The 13,616-nt window shown below is 65.3% G+C and carries 14 protein-coding genes; 1 reads left to right on the top strand and 13 read right to left on the bottom strand.

Annotated elements, in window-relative coordinates:
* Nucleotides 1-122 precede the first annotated feature (122 nt).
* The 4 genes from ACFOHJ_RS24660 to yajC are packed head-to-tail and all read right to left on the bottom strand — an operon-like array spanning nucleotide 123 to nucleotide 4,299.
* A complete protein-coding gene (locus ACFOHJ_RS24660) occupies nucleotides 123-977 on the bottom strand; it encodes a phytoene/squalene synthase family protein (RefSeq protein ID WP_378225771.1) in 855 nt (284 codons plus the stop codon).
* 1 nt (nucleotide 978) lies between these two features.
* Nucleotides 979-1,365 (bottom strand): Mth938-like domain-containing protein, encoded by a 387-nt coding sequence (locus tag ACFOHJ_RS24655; protein WP_378225769.1) that lies wholly within the window; start codon nucleotides 1,363-1,365, stop codon nucleotides 979-981.
* Nucleotides 1,366-3,906 (bottom strand): protein translocase subunit SecDF, encoded by a 2,541-nt coding sequence (secDF, locus tag ACFOHJ_RS24650; RefSeq protein WP_378225767.1) that lies wholly within the window; start codon nucleotides 3,904-3,906, stop codon nucleotides 1,366-1,368.
* A 51-nt stretch (nucleotides 3,907-3,957) separates the two neighbouring features.
* Entirely contained in the window at nucleotides 3,958-4,299 is a 342-nt protein-coding gene (gene yajC, locus ACFOHJ_RS24645) for a preprotein translocase subunit YajC (protein WP_378225765.1), read from the bottom strand.
* A 362-nt stretch (nucleotides 4,300-4,661) separates the two neighbouring features.
* On the opposite strand from yajC, the gene ACFOHJ_RS24640 reads away from it, so the two are divergent.
* Nucleotides 4,662-5,531, top strand: a complete 870-nt coding sequence (locus tag ACFOHJ_RS24640; RefSeq protein ID WP_378225763.1) for an ATP-binding protein — start codon at nucleotides 4,662-4,664, stop codon at nucleotides 5,529-5,531.
* Nucleotides 5,532-5,607: 76 nt separating this feature from the next.
* On the opposite strand, the gene ACFOHJ_RS24635 is transcribed toward ACFOHJ_RS24640, so the two are convergent.
* The 9 genes from ACFOHJ_RS24635 to ACFOHJ_RS24595 all read right to left on the bottom strand — a co-directional run bounded on the left by ACFOHJ_RS24635 (nucleotide 5,608) and on the right by ACFOHJ_RS24595 (nucleotide 13,583).
* Nucleotides 5,608-7,107, bottom strand: coding sequence for a peptidoglycan DD-metalloendopeptidase family protein (locus ACFOHJ_RS24635; protein ID WP_378225762.1), 1,500 nt, complete (start codon nucleotides 7,105-7,107; stop codon nucleotides 5,608-5,610).
* A gap of 120 nt (nucleotides 7,108-7,227) precedes the next feature.
* Nucleotides 7,228-7,881 (bottom strand): protein-L-isoaspartate(D-aspartate) O-methyltransferase, encoded by a 654-nt coding sequence (locus tag ACFOHJ_RS24630; RefSeq protein WP_378225760.1) that lies wholly within the window; start codon nucleotides 7,879-7,881, stop codon nucleotides 7,228-7,230.
* 13 nt (nucleotides 7,882-7,894) lie between these two features.
* Entirely contained in the window at nucleotides 7,895-8,653 is a 759-nt protein-coding gene (gene surE / locus ACFOHJ_RS24625) for a 5'/3'-nucleotidase SurE (protein WP_378225758.1), read from the bottom strand.
* Nucleotides 8,653-9,975, bottom strand: a complete 1,323-nt coding sequence (serS, locus tag ACFOHJ_RS24620) for a serine--tRNA ligase (RefSeq protein ID WP_378225756.1) — start codon at nucleotides 9,973-9,975, stop codon at nucleotides 8,653-8,655. Before serS ends, surE begins: the two co-directional genes overlap by 1 nt.
* A 105-nt stretch (nucleotides 9,976-10,080) precedes the next feature.
* On the bottom strand, nucleotides 10,081-10,944 hold the full coding sequence (gene tatC, locus ACFOHJ_RS24615; RefSeq protein ID WP_378225754.1) for a twin-arginine translocase subunit TatC: 864 nt from the start codon (nucleotides 10,942-10,944) through the stop codon (nucleotides 10,081-10,083).
* Nucleotides 10,941-11,606, bottom strand: coding sequence for a Sec-independent protein translocase protein TatB (gene tatB, locus ACFOHJ_RS24610; RefSeq protein ID WP_378225752.1), 666 nt, complete (start codon nucleotides 11,604-11,606; stop codon nucleotides 10,941-10,943). Before tatB ends, tatC begins: the two co-directional genes overlap by 4 nt.
* Before the next feature lie 46 nt (nucleotides 11,607-11,652).
* Nucleotides 11,653-11,874, bottom strand: coding sequence for a twin-arginine translocase TatA/TatE family subunit (locus tag ACFOHJ_RS24605; RefSeq protein ID WP_378225750.1), 222 nt, complete (start codon nucleotides 11,872-11,874; stop codon nucleotides 11,653-11,655).
* 156 nt (nucleotides 11,875-12,030) lie between these two features.
* The gene (scpB, locus tag ACFOHJ_RS24600) at nucleotides 12,031-12,777 is read right to left on the bottom strand and encodes an SMC-Scp complex subunit ScpB (protein ID WP_378225748.1); all 747 of its coding nucleotides are present in this window, start codon (nucleotides 12,775-12,777) and stop codon (nucleotides 12,031-12,033) included.
* Entirely contained in the window at nucleotides 12,774-13,583 is an 810-nt protein-coding gene (locus tag ACFOHJ_RS24595; RefSeq protein WP_378225747.1) for a segregation and condensation protein A, read from the bottom strand. Before ACFOHJ_RS24595 ends, scpB begins: the two co-directional genes overlap by 4 nt.
* Between the last annotated feature and the right edge of the window lie 33 nt (nucleotides 13,584-13,616).

Below are 13,616 nucleotides of genomic sequence, written 5' to 3'. Positions count from 1 at the left end.
TTCTCCTCGGCAAATCAAACAAACAGCCCAAGAAGAATCCAAACTAAGTCTGATGTAAACACTACCCCCTTGTGGCGAGGGGTCAGGGGCGGGGGTATAGGACCCGCAAACCGCGAAGAGCGTCAGCCGTTTCTCGGCCATCCTTGCGTGGCGTGGCGGAACAGCAGCCAGTGGCGGCGCAGGTTCGAGAGGCGCGGCGTTTTCTCGAGCAAGGCCGCGCCCTCGGCTTCCGCCTTGTCGAGATAGGTCCCGGTCAGCGCCAGCGGCAGGAAGGCCGGCCGCAGCGCCGGCGGAAGGTCGGCCGCGCAGGCCGCAAAAGCCGCCATATGCTCGCGTGCCAGCGCGACCATGGCGGCAACCACATTGCCCGCCCCCTGCCCGCCGCTGCCGGCAAGAAATTCTTCCCGGGACGAACCGACCGCCGCCAGTATCTCGGCCGGGACGAAGCACTGGCCGCGCGCGCGGTGCAGCGGCAACAACAGCAGCAGGCCGGCCATCGCCTGCGCGCAGCCCGCCCTTCCCGCCAGTTCGGCGAAGCCGGGGGCGGCGTCGCGGTCCAGCACCATCGCGGCAAGCTGGATCAGCGCCGAGGCGGTCTCGCCGCAATAGCCCTCGAGGTCGGTGCGCGAGGGCATCGGGTCGTCGTAAAGGTCGAAGATGCGGGCTTCGAGGTAGTTGTCGAAGGCCTGCCTCGGCAGGTCGTGGTCGGTGATCGCCCGCGTCAGTGCTTCGGCAAGCGGATGGCCGGCGGCACCGGCGGGGTCGCTGCCGGCCAGCAGGTCGCGCCACCATTGCAGCCTGACCTCGCCCGGCAGCGGTTCGTGGATGCGGTCGCGCACGCCGGCGATCTCGGCATTGAAGGCATAAAGCGCAAACAGGGCGTCGCGCTTGTCCTGCGGCGCGTAAAGCGTGGCGAGGTAGCGGTCGCGGTCGGCGGCGCGCACCGTGTTCGCGACGATGTCGGCGGCGTCCTTCACCTCAATCGACGGCGATCAGCGCCGCCGCCACGGCGCGTTCTTCGGCCAGGAGCACGTTGTAGGTCCTGACCGCCGCCCCGGTCGACATGGACTCGCAGGCGATTCCGGCCGCTTTCAGCGAGCCGGTTAGAGCCGGCGGAAGGCGGCGCAAATCCGGGCCGCAGCCGACAAGCAGCAGTTCTACCGCGCCGGCCTCGGCGAAAACCCGTTCGAAATCGCTTTCGGCCAAGGCGTTCGCATCCGCAGGCTCCCAGCCATGGATGCCGGACGGTAAACAAAGCAGCGAGCCGCGATGCGACATGTCGGCAAAGCGGAAGCCGCCGTTACCGTAAGCCTCGATCGGCGCCCGGCCTGGAAAGAACGCCTCGCGAATGATGATGCCGGCCATTTACTTGGCCGGCAGTTGCTGTGCCGAAGCCCCCTCCACCTGTTTGGGCGTATCGCGCAGATGGAACAGGATCAGGATCGGCGCCGCGATGAAGATCGAGGAGAACGTGCCGATGAAGACGCCGAACAGCATCGAGGCGACGAAGGAGCGGATCACCTCACCGCCCAGCAGGAACAGGGCGAGCAGCGCGAGGAAGGTGGTGATCGAGGTCATCGTGGTGCGCGCCAGCATCTCGTTGTCCGAGAGGTCGAGCAGCTGGCCGAGCGGCATCCGCTTGAACTTGCGCAAATTCTCGCGAACCCGGTCGTAGATGACGACGGTGTCGTTGAGCGAGTAGCCGACGATGGTCAGGATCGCCGCGACCGTGGTCAGGTCGAATTGCAACCCTGTCACGGACAGGAAGCCCAAGGTCAGGATGATGTCGTTCGTGGTCGCCACGATCGCGCCGATGGCGAACTGCCACTCGAACCGTATCCAGACATAGATCAGGATACCGCCCATGGCGGCTAGCACGCCGATGATCGCCGCCCAGGCTAGCTCGCTGGAAACGGTCGGGCCGACAAGCTCGGTGCGGCGGATATCATAGTTCGAGTTCAGCGACTGCTGCGCCTTCTCGACCAGCGCGTTGCCGCCTTCGTCGGCACTGGTGACGCCGATGCGGATCAGCGCGTCGGACTCCGTGCCGAAGGTCTGCACCTGGATCTCGGGAATGCCTACCCCCGACAGCCGCGAACGGATATCTCCGGGGTCGGCGTTGCCGGTCTTGGCCCGGACCTCCATCAAGGTGCCGCCGGTAAAGTCGATGCCGAAATTCAGCCCGTGGGTGAACAGCAGGCCGACCGAGGCCACGCACAGGCACAGCGACAGCACGAACACCTGCAGGCGGACCTGCATGAAGCGGATATGCGTGATTTCCGGCACCAGGCGGACATACCCTTTCGGGATTTCCTTGGGGCGCATGTAGCGCAGCCACGCCGAGGTCAGCCAGCGCGTCAGCGTGAAGGCCGTGAACACGGTGGTGATGATGCCGATGGCCAGCGTAACGGCAAAGCCACGCACCGGACCGGAGCCGAGGAAGAACAGGACGACGGCGGCGATCAGCGTGGTGATGTTGGAATCGAGGATCGTGGCCAGCGCGCGCTGGAAGCCGAGGTCGATCGACTGGACGACCGATCTGCCCTCCCGTCGCTCCTCTCGGATACGTTCGTAGATCAGCACGTTGGAGTCGACCGCCATGCCGACGGTCAGCACGATACCGGCGATGCCCGGCAGGGTCAGCGTCGCGCCGACCAGCGACAGCGTGGCGACGATCAGGCCGAGGTTGGCCACCAGCGCCAGGTTGGCGATCCAGCCGAGCCGGCCATAAGCCGCCACCATGAAAACGACGACGAGGATCGAGCCGATCAGGGCCGACATCTTGCCGGCGCGGATCGAATCCTGGCCGAGGCCTGGGCCGACCGTGCGTTCCTCGATCACCGTCAGGGTGGCCGGCAGCGCGCCGGAGCGCAGCAGGACGGCGAGGTCGTTGGCGCTTTGCGCGGTGAAATTGCCGGAAATCTGCCCGCTGCCGCCGAGGATCGGCTCGTTGATGCGCGGCGCGGAAATCACGTGGTTGTCGAGGATGATGGCGAACGGCCGGCCGACATTCTGCTGGGTCGCCTGCCCGAAACGGGCGGCGCCCTTGGAATCGAAACGGAACGACACGACGGGCTCGTTGGTGCGCTGGTCGAAGGTGGACTGCGCATCGACGAGGTTTTCACCCGAAACGATGACCCGGTTTTCGATGAGGTACGGAACCGGCGGGTTGTCGTTCGAATACATGATCGTATCGCCGGCCGGCGGACGGCCGTTGATGGCGTCCTGCACCGGCATCGACTGGTCGACCATCTGGAAGGTCAGCTTCGCGGTCTGGCCCAGGATGTCCTTCAGGCGTTGCGGGTCCTGCAGGCCCGGCACCTGGACCAGGATGCGGTCCGCGCCCTGGCGCTGGACGATCGGCTCGGTGGTGCCAAGCTCGTTGACGCGGCGGCCGATGACCTCGATGGACTGCGACACGGCCGAAGAAAGCCGGTAAGTGATACCGGCGTCGGTAACGGTATAGCGCAGCAGGCCGGGCTCGGGCTCCGTCAACTCCAGTTCGGAAATGGCGCCGCCGCCGAGAAGCGAGGACGCCACGGGGGCCGTCAGCGATTTCAGCGCCGTCTTGGCCGCCTCGACCTGGCTGTCGTCGCGGATGCGCACCTGCACATACTTGCCGGAGCCGGACAGGCCGGTGTAGCCGATCTTGGCGTCGCGCAGCCCGGTGCGGATCTCGTCGCGCGCGCTATCCAGCCTCTCCTTTATCAGATCGTTGGTGTCGATCTTGAGCAGGATGTGGGAGCCGCCCTGCAGGTCGAGGCCGAGTGTCATCTGCTTCTTGGGCAGCCAGTTCGGCAGCTTGTCCAGGAAAGACGAGGAAAACAGGTTCGGAGCGGCAAACAGCAGGCCGAGCAGCACGATTGCCCAGATACCGATCGTCTTCCAACGCGAATAATACATCATGGCTTTATGGCCCGTTCAGGCGTGCAACGCGGCCCGCCAACCTTGCGGTTGTTATTTCTTGGCGTTCTGGTTCGCCACCGGCTCGCCCTTGACGCGAACGTCGGCGATGGTCGAGCGAAGCGCCGTCACCTTGTTGCCGCCGCCAAGATCGACCTCGAGTTCGTTGTCGTCGATGACCTTGGTCACCTTGCCGACAAAGCCGCCGCCGGTAACCACCGTATCGCCACGGCGGATCGCCGCCAGCATCTCGCCGCGCTTCTTGAGCTGCGTGCGCTGAGGGCGGATGATCAGAAAATACATGATCACGAAAATCAGCACAAACGGCAAAATGCTGACGAACATGTCGGGAGAGGCGCCGCCGATGCCTTGGGCGTATGCCGGGGTGACGAACATCGAGGAACTCCTGATTTTAGAAGAAGGGCCGCAAAGCGGCCCAGGAAGTGGCCGGAATATAGTCGCTAAAGCCACCAATGCAACTGCGCCGGCAGCCGAATCCGCAGCTTTTCCGGGCGGAATACGGGGGACGAGGGGAATAAGGGAGCAAGGCAGTAGGGCAGTAGGTTACAGCGCAGCAGCCTGCCACAACAGAAACTTGTTCTCCCTGTTCCTTCTCTCCTGTCCCCTACTCCCTTACTCCCTTACTCCCTTACTCCCTTACTCCCTTACCACTCTTGTCAATTCCAGAACCGTAACGTACGGTACGGTTCTGGAAACTCCGGCGCCCCTGCCGGCGCGAAACGCAACAGAGCGACGCAATGACCGACAATGCCCTTACCGCCCTCAACGAAAAACTGGACCGGCTGATCGAGGCGGTCACGCGCCTGGCGCCGGCGCCGGTGCCGCAAACCGACCTCTCCTCGGCCGATTGCTTCGTCTGGCAGGCCGACCCCGGCTATCTGGAGGCGGTGAAGAACGTCAATCGCGTCGACATCGGCCTGATCAAGGGCGTCGACCATGTTCGCGACATCCTGGTCGACAACACCGAGCGTTTCGCCAACGGCTTTGCCGCCAACAACGTGCTTCTGTGGGGCGCGCGCGGCATGGGCAAGTCCTCGCTGGTCAAGGCGGCGCATGCCGAGATCAACGCCACGCGCGACCAGAAGCTCAAGCTCATCGAGATCCATCGCGAGGACATCGACACGCTGCCGAAGCTGATGGGCCTGCTGAAAGGCTCGCCCTATCGCATCATCCTGTTTTGCGACGACCTTTCCTTCGACCATGACGACACGTCCTACAAGTCGCTGAAGGCGGCGCTGGAAGGCGGCGTCGAAGGACGGCCGCACAACGTCATCTTCTACGCCACGTCGAATCGCCGGCATCTCCTGCCCCGCGACATGATCGACAACGAGCGCTCCACCGCCATCAACCCCAGCGAGGCGATCGAAGAGAAAGTCTCGCTGTCGGACCGTTTCGGCCTGTGGCTCGGCTTCCACAAATGCTCGCAGGACGACTACCTGGCCATGGTGGACGGCTATGTGCGCCATTACGGCCTGAGCATCGATGCCGAGACGCTGCGCGCGCAGGCACTGGAATGGGCGACCACGCGCGGCAGCCGCTCGGGCCGCGTCGCCTGGCAGTTCACGCAGGATCTGGCGGGAAGGCTGGGCAAACCGCTCGCCCAGTAAAACAGCCCGCCCCATCAGGGACGGGCTGGGCCAGCGGGCCGGACTGGAGGTCAGGCGACCCGCAACCGGCTTGGCGTTATTCCAGATAGCCCTTGGGGTCGACCGGGGCCGAGTTCTTGCGCACCTCGAAGTGCAGCTTCGGCGAATCGGTGGTGCCGCTCATGCCGGACAGGGCGATTTCCTGGCCGCGCTTGACCTTCTGGCCACGCGTCACCTGAAGCGAGCTGGCATGGCCGTAGACGGTGACCAGCCCATCCTCGTGGCGCACCAGCACCGTATTGCCGAACTCCTTGAGGCCGTTGCCGGCATAGATGACGACGCCGTTCTCGGCCGCCTTCACCGGCGTGCCCTCGGGAACAGAGATGTCGATGCCGTCGCCGTCCTTGCCGCTGCCGAAACCGGAGATCACCCGGCCCCGAACCGGCCAGCGCATCTTGCCGATACCGGTAGCGCTCGGCGCAACCGCGTCCTCGTCCACCGCCAGGTTCTGGTCCTTCTTCGGCGGCGCATAGGCCGTCAGGGTCGCGCTCGGCGTCGCCTTTTCGGCCGGCGGGGTCGATGCCGTCTTGACCGGATCGACGCTTACCTTGGTGGCGGGCGCGGGCTTGGCGGCGGCGACCGTCACGGCCGGCGATCCGCTGCCCGAGGGAATGGTCAGCGTCTGGCCGATCTTCAGCGCGCCGTCGCTTATGCCGTTGGCCTGCTTCAGCGCGGCGATGCCGATGCCGGTCTTGCGGGAAATCGCCGAAAGCGTGTCGCCCGACTGCACCGTATAGGTGCCCGGAGCAGCCGTCTTGGCCTTCGCCGCCTCCCCTTTCGACACGATGAACGGGTCGTTCGCGACCGCCGCGGTCTGCTGCGGCTTGGGCTTTTCAGCCGGTTGCTGCGGCAGCGCGGCAACCTTGGCAGGCGCCGGCTTGGCGCCGGACGGCGTATTTTCGGCAATGGCGGCCCCGCCCTTCACCGAGTAGCCATAGGCCGGGATGACGATCTTGCTGCCGGCTTTGAGGCCATTGGTTTCGCTGAGGCCGTTGACCTTCATGAGCACGTCGGCCGGCACGCCGTAGCGGCGCGAAAGCCCGGAAATGGTCTGGCCGCTTTCCACGACGATCTCGGTCGCCTGCCGGCGCGGCTGGCTGTCGGTCAGCTTCGGCGCCTGCGCCTCGGCGGACTGGAAGGGCTTCTGGACGGTGCCGGTCGTCGTGCGGTCGAGGCTGGGCGCCGGCTGGACCGCCGCTGTGCGGATCGGCTGCGTGGTGACAGGAGCGGGAGCCTGTGCGACCGGTGCCGCGGACTGCGGCGAAGCCGGCGGCGGCAGGCTGGAGCGCGACACCGGCGAAGCCTGGCTGACGGCGACGGGAGCGGTGTCGACACTGTCGCCCGGATAGGGCTGCGCGGTATCCTGTTGGCCGATGATCGAACGCTGGTTCGCCGTCGACGATGTCGAGATGCCATCGAGCGCGTCCCCGAAACGGGAAGCCTGGGAACTGCATCCGGCGGCGAGGCCCGCGACGATCAGAACGGCGCAACCGCGCGCCAGATTGCGTCTGTTTGCCTTCAAAATACTGAGTTGCATCGCAATAACCCACAGATACCCGCTACCGACTGGGGAGGATTAAAGCGCGTTAATGTTACCGGTGCGTTAAATCGCTCGAATCCGAGACGAATTTTATTAAAGGACGGCGCAAACGCGTTTTCAGAGGACGGCGGCAGTGCCCGGCAGGACGGGCTGCAGGCGCACCATGCCGATATCCTCGCGCTCGAAACGGCTGCCGACTTTCGTCAGCTTGGCGAGCACCTGCTCGCTCTCTTCAGGCCCGATCGGGGCGATGACGATGCCGCCGCTCGACAACTGGTCGAGCAGGAAACGCGGCAGGCTCTCGAAGGCCACCCACGCGACGATCCGGTCGAAAGGCCCCTCGCCCGGCAGCCCGTTCGACCCGTCGGCCTGGCGCGCGATGGCGTTGGTGATGCCGAGCGCGTCGAAGCGCTGCTTGGCCTGCTCGGCCAGCGTCCTGTAGCGGTCGATGGTGACGACCCGGCCGGCCAGCCGCGCCATCACCGCCGCCGTGTAGCCCGAGCCGGTACCGATCTCGAGCACGCGGTTTCCCGGCTCGATGGCAAGGGCTGCGATGACGGCGGCCTGCAGGTCCGCCCCTTCGATCGCCTCGCCGCATTCGATCGGCATGGTCCGCTCGGACCAGGCCATCGGATGGAAATGACCGGCGACGAAACCGGCGCGCGGCGTCGCCTCGAAAGCTGCGATCAGCGCCTTGGGGGCCGTTCCCTTGCCGCGCAGCCTGAGCAGGAAAGCCGCAAAACCTTCACGTTCGTCCGTTGCGAGCGTCATGCGGCCACCTCGATCATGCAAGCGCCTTGGCCAACTGGTCGCGAACCTCGTGCGCGGTCAGGTCGAGATGCAGCGGCGTCACCGCGACCAGCCGGTTGCCCAGGGCATGCATGTCGGTTCCCGCCCTCGCCTCGCCGATATCGCGGCCGAAGCAGAGCCAGTAATAGGGGAAGCCGCGCCCGTCACGGCGCTGGTCGATCCACAGCGCGTGCGCCATCTTGCCCTGCGTGGCGACCACCGTTCCGGCGACCTCGCCCGGCGGACAGTTGGGAAAGTTGACGTTGAGCAGAACGCCCTGCGGCAGCGGCATGGCGACCAGCTTCTTCATCAGTTCGGGCGCCAGCGACTCGGTCGTCTCGTAGGGGACGAAGCGGTCGTCGCCTTCGTAGCGATAGGCCTGGCTCAGCGCGATCGAGCGGATGCCGAGCAGCGCGCCTTCCATGGCGCCGGCCACCGTGCCGGAATAGGTGACGTCATCGGCGACATTGGCGCCCGAGTTGACGCCCGACAGGATCAGGTCGGGAGCACCGGGCAGGACGTGCTTGACGCCCATGATGACGCAATCGGTCGGCGTGCCGCGCACGGCGAACTTCTTCTCCGCGACCTTGCGCAGGCGCAGCGGCTCCGAAATCGACAGCGAATGCGCGTAGCCGGACTGGTCCGTCTCCGGCGCCACCACCCAGACGTCGTCCGACAGCGTGCGCGCGATGCGTTCCAGCACCACGAGGCCCTCGGCATGAATGCCGTCGTCATTGGTCAGAAGAATGCGCATCAGCTTGCCGCGATCCTTTCCAGGCCGCCCATGTAAGGCCTGAGCGCTTCAGGAATGGTTACGCTGCCGTCTTCTTCCTGGTAATTTTCCATGACCGCGATCAGGGCGCGGCCGACCGCCGTGCCCGAACCGTTCAGCGTGTGGACGAAGCGCGTGGCCTTCTCGTCCTTGACCTTGTAGCGGGCATCCATGCGCCGCGCCTGGAAATCGCCGCACACCGAGCAGGACGAAATCTCGCGGTAAGCGTTCTGGCCGGGCAGCCACACCTCGATGTCGTAGGTCTTCCTTGCGCCGAATCCCATGTCGCCGGTGCACAGCACCACGGTTCGGAATGGCAATTCGAGCTTCTTCAGCACCGCTTCCGCGCATTCGGTCATGCGCTCATGCTCGGCAATCGAGCTCTCGGCGTCGGTGACCGACACCAGTTCGACCTTGTAGAACTGGTGCTGGCGCAACATGCCGCGCGTATCGCGCCCGGCCGATCCTGCTTCCGAGCGGAAACAGGGGGTGAGCGCGGTCATGCGCAGCGGCAGCTTTTCGGCCGGCGTGATTTCCTCGCGCGCCATGTTGGTCATCGGCACTTCCGCCGTCGGGATGAGGCCGAGCCGGCCGTCGCCATGGGGCGTAAAGAACAGGTCTTCCTCGAATTTCGGCAACTGGCCGGTGCCGAAAAGCGCGTCGTCACGCACCAGCAGCGGCACCTGCATTTCCGTATAGCCGTGCTCGCTGGTGTGCAGGTCGAGCATGAACTGGCCGAGCGCCCGCTCCAGGCGCGCCAGCTGCCCCTTGAGCACGGTGAAGCGCGAGCCGGACAGCCGGGCGGCGCGCTCGAAATCCATCAGGCCCAGAGCTTCGCCGATCTCGAAATGCTCCTTCGGCTTGTTGCCCATGCGCGGCTGGCGCCTGGCGATCAACTCGTCGCCGAAACGGCGGATCTCGACATTGTCGTGCTCGTCCTTGCCGAACGGCACGTCGGCCAGCGGCACGTTGGGCAGCACCGCCAGCGCGTCGTTCAGCGCCTTGTCGAGTTCGCGCTCGCGCGCCTCGCCGTTCTGGATGAATTCCTTGATCTCGCCGACCTCGGCCTTCAGCTTCTCGGCAAGGGCGGCATCGCTGTTACGCATGGCGTTGCCGATCTCCTTGGAGGCGGCGTTGCGGCGCTCCTGGCTGGCCTGAAGCGCGGTCAGGTGCTCACGCCGCGCCTCGTCCTTCGCGATCAGGTCGTCGACGGTCGAACGCGCCTCGCCGCTCGACCACGAGCGCCGTTCGAGCGCTTCGACGAGGGCAGCAGGGTTGTCGCGAATCCATTTGATATCGAGCATGTTCACACCGTTATTCGTGGCGCAGACGGGGTAAACCGCATCGGTAAATCATGCAAGGGCCGGTCATCCGGGACGACAGGCCAAAGAGGCTTCAAGGACGGAGAACTAGGCCGACGGCGTCGGGTCCTCGGGAGCCGCTTCCGCCGTCTTTGCGGACGCTTCCCTGGCTTCCTCGGCAAGGCGTTCCTTGTCGCGGCTGCGCTCGATCATCCGCGCGGTCCAGATGGACACCTCGTAGAGCAGGATGGTCGGCAGCGCGAGGCCGATCTGGCTCATCGGGTCGGGCGGCGTCAGCACCGCGGCGACGACGAAGGCGATGACGATCGCCCATTTGCGCTTTTCCGCCAGCGCCTGCGACGACAGCATGCCGACGCGCGTCATCAGGCTGGTGACCACCGGCAACTGGAAGACCAGGCCGAAGGAGAAAATCAGCGTCATGATGAGGCTGAGATATTCCGACACCTTCGGCAGCAGCGAAATCTGCACGTCGTTGCCGCCGCCGACCTGCTGCATGGACAGGAAGAACCACATCACCATCGGGGTGAAGAAGAAATAGACCAGCGCGGCGCCCATCAGGAACAGGATCGGCGCGGCGATCAGGAACGGCAGGAAGGCGTGGCGCTCGTTGCGGTAGAGGCCCGGCGCGATGAACTTGTAGATCTGGGTGGCGATCAGGGGAAAGGCGATGACCATGCCGCCGAAAGCGGCGAGCTTGATCTGCGTGAAGAAGAATTCCTGCGGCGCCGTGTAGATCAGTTCGACCTTGTGCGGGTCCATCCCTGCCCATTGCGTCGCCCATTTGAACGGGATGACGAGCAGGTTGAACAGGTTCTTGGCGAAGAAGAAGCAGACGAGGAAGGCGACGAAGAACCCGCCGATCGACCAGATCAGCCGGCGCCGCAATTCAATGAGATGCTCGATCAGCGGAGCCGAAGACTTGTCGATCTCGTCCTGTTCGTCGACGCTCACTTGGCGGCTCCTGCCGTCTTTTTACGCGGCGCGCGGGGCGCCTTCTGCGAGGCCGGCGTTTCCGCCTTGGCCGCCTTCGCCTCTGCCGGAGCCTTCTTTACGGGCGCCGCTTTCGCCGGCGCAGGCCTTGCGGCCGCGGGCTCCTTCGGCTTCGACGCGGCACGCTTCTTCGGCTCAGCCGCTTTGGCTGGTTCCGGGGTCGCCGCCGACGCGGCCACCACCGAAGAATCGGTCATGGCCGGGAACGGCGCCTTGTCATCCGCCGCGGCGGGGGCCGACGCCTCGGCCGCGCCGTCCGCCTTGAGCGTCTCCGCCGGCTTTTCCTCCGGTGCAGAGGTGGCATCGGCGGCCGGTTTCGGCTTCATCGCGTTGTCGAGGCCGGAACGCACGTCGGCGGCGGCCTGCTCGAACGGATTGAGCTGCTTCTTGATTTCGGCGGCCGGATTGAGCCCGCGCAGCGCGTCGACCGATTTCTTGACGTCCTCGAGCTCGGCTTCCTTCAGCGCATCGTTGAACTGCTTCTGGAAGTCGCCCGCCATGGAACGCAGCTTGGCCACCGTGCGGCCGAAGGTGCGCAGCATATTGGGCAAATCCTTGGGACCAACGACCACGATCATGACGATCGCGATCACCAGCATCTCGGTCCAGCCGACTTCAAACATGGGCGGTCATTCCGACGAGCAATCCGGCTAAACGCCGTTCAAAGGCTCAGCTCTTGCCGACCTTTTCCTTGGCATCGTTGACGGTCTCGTCGGCCCGATGCTCCACCGTGCGCTTGTCGTCGACCACGTCGTCGTCGGCCATGCCCTTCTTGAAGCTCTTGATGCCCTTGGCCATGTCGCCCATCAGCTCCGGAATCTTGCCGCGGCCGAACACTAGCAGCACGATCACGAGCACGATCATCCAGTGCCAAATCGAAAACGAACCCATTGCTACTCTCTCTCGAATGTTTCCCTAGAGGTGATCTATGTGTTTTCGTGTTCGGTTTCAAACAGAACCGCGACACTCTTAGCGGAAGGAACGCGCATGTCACGCGCTTTCGTCGCCGATGGGGCGCGACAAGGCGCGCGCCCGTAAAAAAGACCGTCAATCCTGCGTGACACGCGGGGTCAGCAGCCCCAGCTCCTCGAGATCGATGTCGGTCAGCTCTTCCTCGTCCTCCTGGAGTTCGTCCAGGTCGGCCGGCGGCAGCGGCACCGAGAAGTTGGCCGGCATGCGGCCGGAAAGCAGACCGGCGCCCTTCAATTCCTCGATCCCGGGCAGGTCGCGGATTTCCTCCAGCCCGAAATGATCGAGGAAAGCATCCGTCGTGCCGTAGGTAACGGGGCGGCCCGGCGTCTTGCGGCGGCCGCGCATCCTCACCCATTCCGTCTCCAGGAGCGTGTCGAGCGTCCCCTTGGAGGTCTCGACGCCGCGAATCTCCTCGATCTCGGCGCGCGTCACCGGCTGGTGGTAGGCGACGATGGCCAGCACCTCCAGCGCCGCGCGCGACAGCTTCCGGTGCTGCACGGTGTCGCGGCTCATCAAAAAGGCGAGATCGCCGGCGGTGCGGAACGCCCAGCCGTAGCCGACCTTGACCAGGTTGACGCCGCGCCGCTCGTAGAGCCGGCGCAGTTCGGCCATGGCGGCGGCGATGTCGACGCCCTCGGGCAGGCGCTCGGCAAGCTGCTTTTCGCTGACCGGCGCGGCACTGGCGAAAACGATCGCCTCGACCATGCGCACGGCCTCGGCCAGATGCAGCCGCCCGGCGGGATTCTCGCCGGGCGCGGCACTGTCCTCGCCTTGGTTGCCCAGCTTGAACGGAATGACGGATGCACCCGGGCTTTCGCTCATCCTGCCCCCTCTCCCGCCGCTGGGCCTGCCGCCGGGCGCTGCCGGCCGCGCAGGTAAATCGGCGCGAACGCCTCCTCCTGCCGCACTTCGAGTTTTCCCTCGCGCACCAGTTCCAGCGACGCCGCGAACGAGCTGGCGGTCGCGGTACGGCGTTCCTGCGGGGTCGGCAGATACGCGATCAGGTAGCGGTCGAGCGCGGTCCAGTCGCTGAGCGACCCGATCATGCGCGACAGGATTTCGCGCGCCTGCGCCAGCGACCAGACACCGCGCTTGGCGATCTTCACTTCCGTGATCGCCTGTTTCTGGCGCTGGATGGCGTAGGCGGTCAGAAGGTCGTAGAGCGAGGCGGTGAAGGCGTTGCGCTTCTCGACGATGACCATCTCGGGCATGCCGCGCGCAAACACGTCGCGGCCGAGCCGGTTGCGGTTGACCAGCCGCGCGGCGGCATCGCGCATCGCCTCCAGCCGCTTGAGCCGGAACTGCAGCACCGCCGCCAGTTCCTCGCCGCTCTCGCCCTCGTCGCCCGGCTGCTTGGGAATGAGAAGCTTCGACTTGAGGAAGGCAAGCCAGGCCGCCATCACCAGATAGTCCGCCGCCAGTTCCAGCCGCAACACCCGGACCTTGTCGATGAAGGCGAGATACTGCTCGGCCAGCGCCAGCACGGAAATGCGCGCCAGGTCCACCTTCTGGGTGCGGGCCAGGTGCAGCAAAAGGTCGAGCGGACCTTCGAAACCGGCGACATCGACGACCAGCGAGGGATCGCTGCTCAGGCGCGAATCCTCGCCCTCCGTCCAGATGGCATCCATCGGAGTGGCTTTTTCAGGTTTTTTCGACCCTGC

It is taken from the genome of Aquamicrobium soli (genome assembly GCF_042646345.1).
GTDB lineage: Bacteria > Pseudomonadota > Alphaproteobacteria > Rhizobiales > Rhizobiaceae > Mesorhizobium > Mesorhizobium soli_A.
The sequence above is the reverse complement of the archived record's forward strand: the minus strand, read 5'-3'. Positions and strand labels throughout refer to the sequence as shown.

Excerpts from the sequence above, each read along its gene's own strand:
- serS (WP_378225756.1), bottom strand. The coding sequence starts at position 9,975 with ATGCTCGATATCAAATGGATTCGCGACAACCCTGCTGCCCTCGTCGAA.
- ACFOHJ_RS24640 (WP_378225763.1), top strand. The coding sequence starts at position 4,662 with ATGACCGACAATGCCCTTACCGCCCTCAACGAAAAACTGGACCGGCTG.
- ACFOHJ_RS24605 (WP_378225750.1), bottom strand. The coding sequence starts at position 11,874 with ATGGGTTCGTTTTCGATTTGGCACTGGATGATCGTGCTCGTGATCGTG.
- ACFOHJ_RS24595 (WP_378225747.1), bottom strand. The coding sequence starts at position 13,583 with ATGGATGCCATCTGGACGGAGGGCGAGGATTCGCGCCTGAGCAGCGAT.
- yajC (WP_378225765.1), bottom strand. The coding sequence starts at position 4,299 with ATGTTCGTCACCCCGGCATACGCCCAAGGCATCGGCGGCGCCTCTCCC.
- surE (WP_378225758.1), bottom strand. The coding sequence starts at position 8,653 with ATGCGCATTCTTCTGACCAATGACGACGGCATTCATGCCGAGGGCCTC.
- scpB (WP_378225748.1), bottom strand. The coding sequence starts at position 12,777 with ATGAGCGAAAGCCCGGGTGCATCCGTCATTCCGTTCAAGCTGGGCAAC.
- ACFOHJ_RS24635 (WP_378225762.1), bottom strand. The coding sequence starts at position 7,107 with ATGCAACTCAGTATTTTGAAGGCAAACAGACGCAATCTGGCGCGCGGT.
- ACFOHJ_RS24630 (WP_378225760.1), bottom strand. The coding sequence starts at position 7,881 with ATGACGCTCGCAACGGACGAACGTGAAGGTTTTGCGGCTTTCCTGCTC.
- secDF (WP_378225767.1), bottom strand. The coding sequence starts at position 3,906 with ATGATGTATTATTCGCGTTGGAAGACGATCGGTATCTGGGCAATCGTG.
- tatB (WP_378225752.1), bottom strand. The coding sequence starts at position 11,606 with ATGTTTGAAGTCGGCTGGACCGAGATGCTGGTGATCGCGATCGTCATG.
- ACFOHJ_RS24655 (WP_378225769.1), bottom strand. The coding sequence starts at position 1,365 with ATGGCCGGCATCATCATTCGCGAGGCGTTCTTTCCAGGCCGGGCGCCG.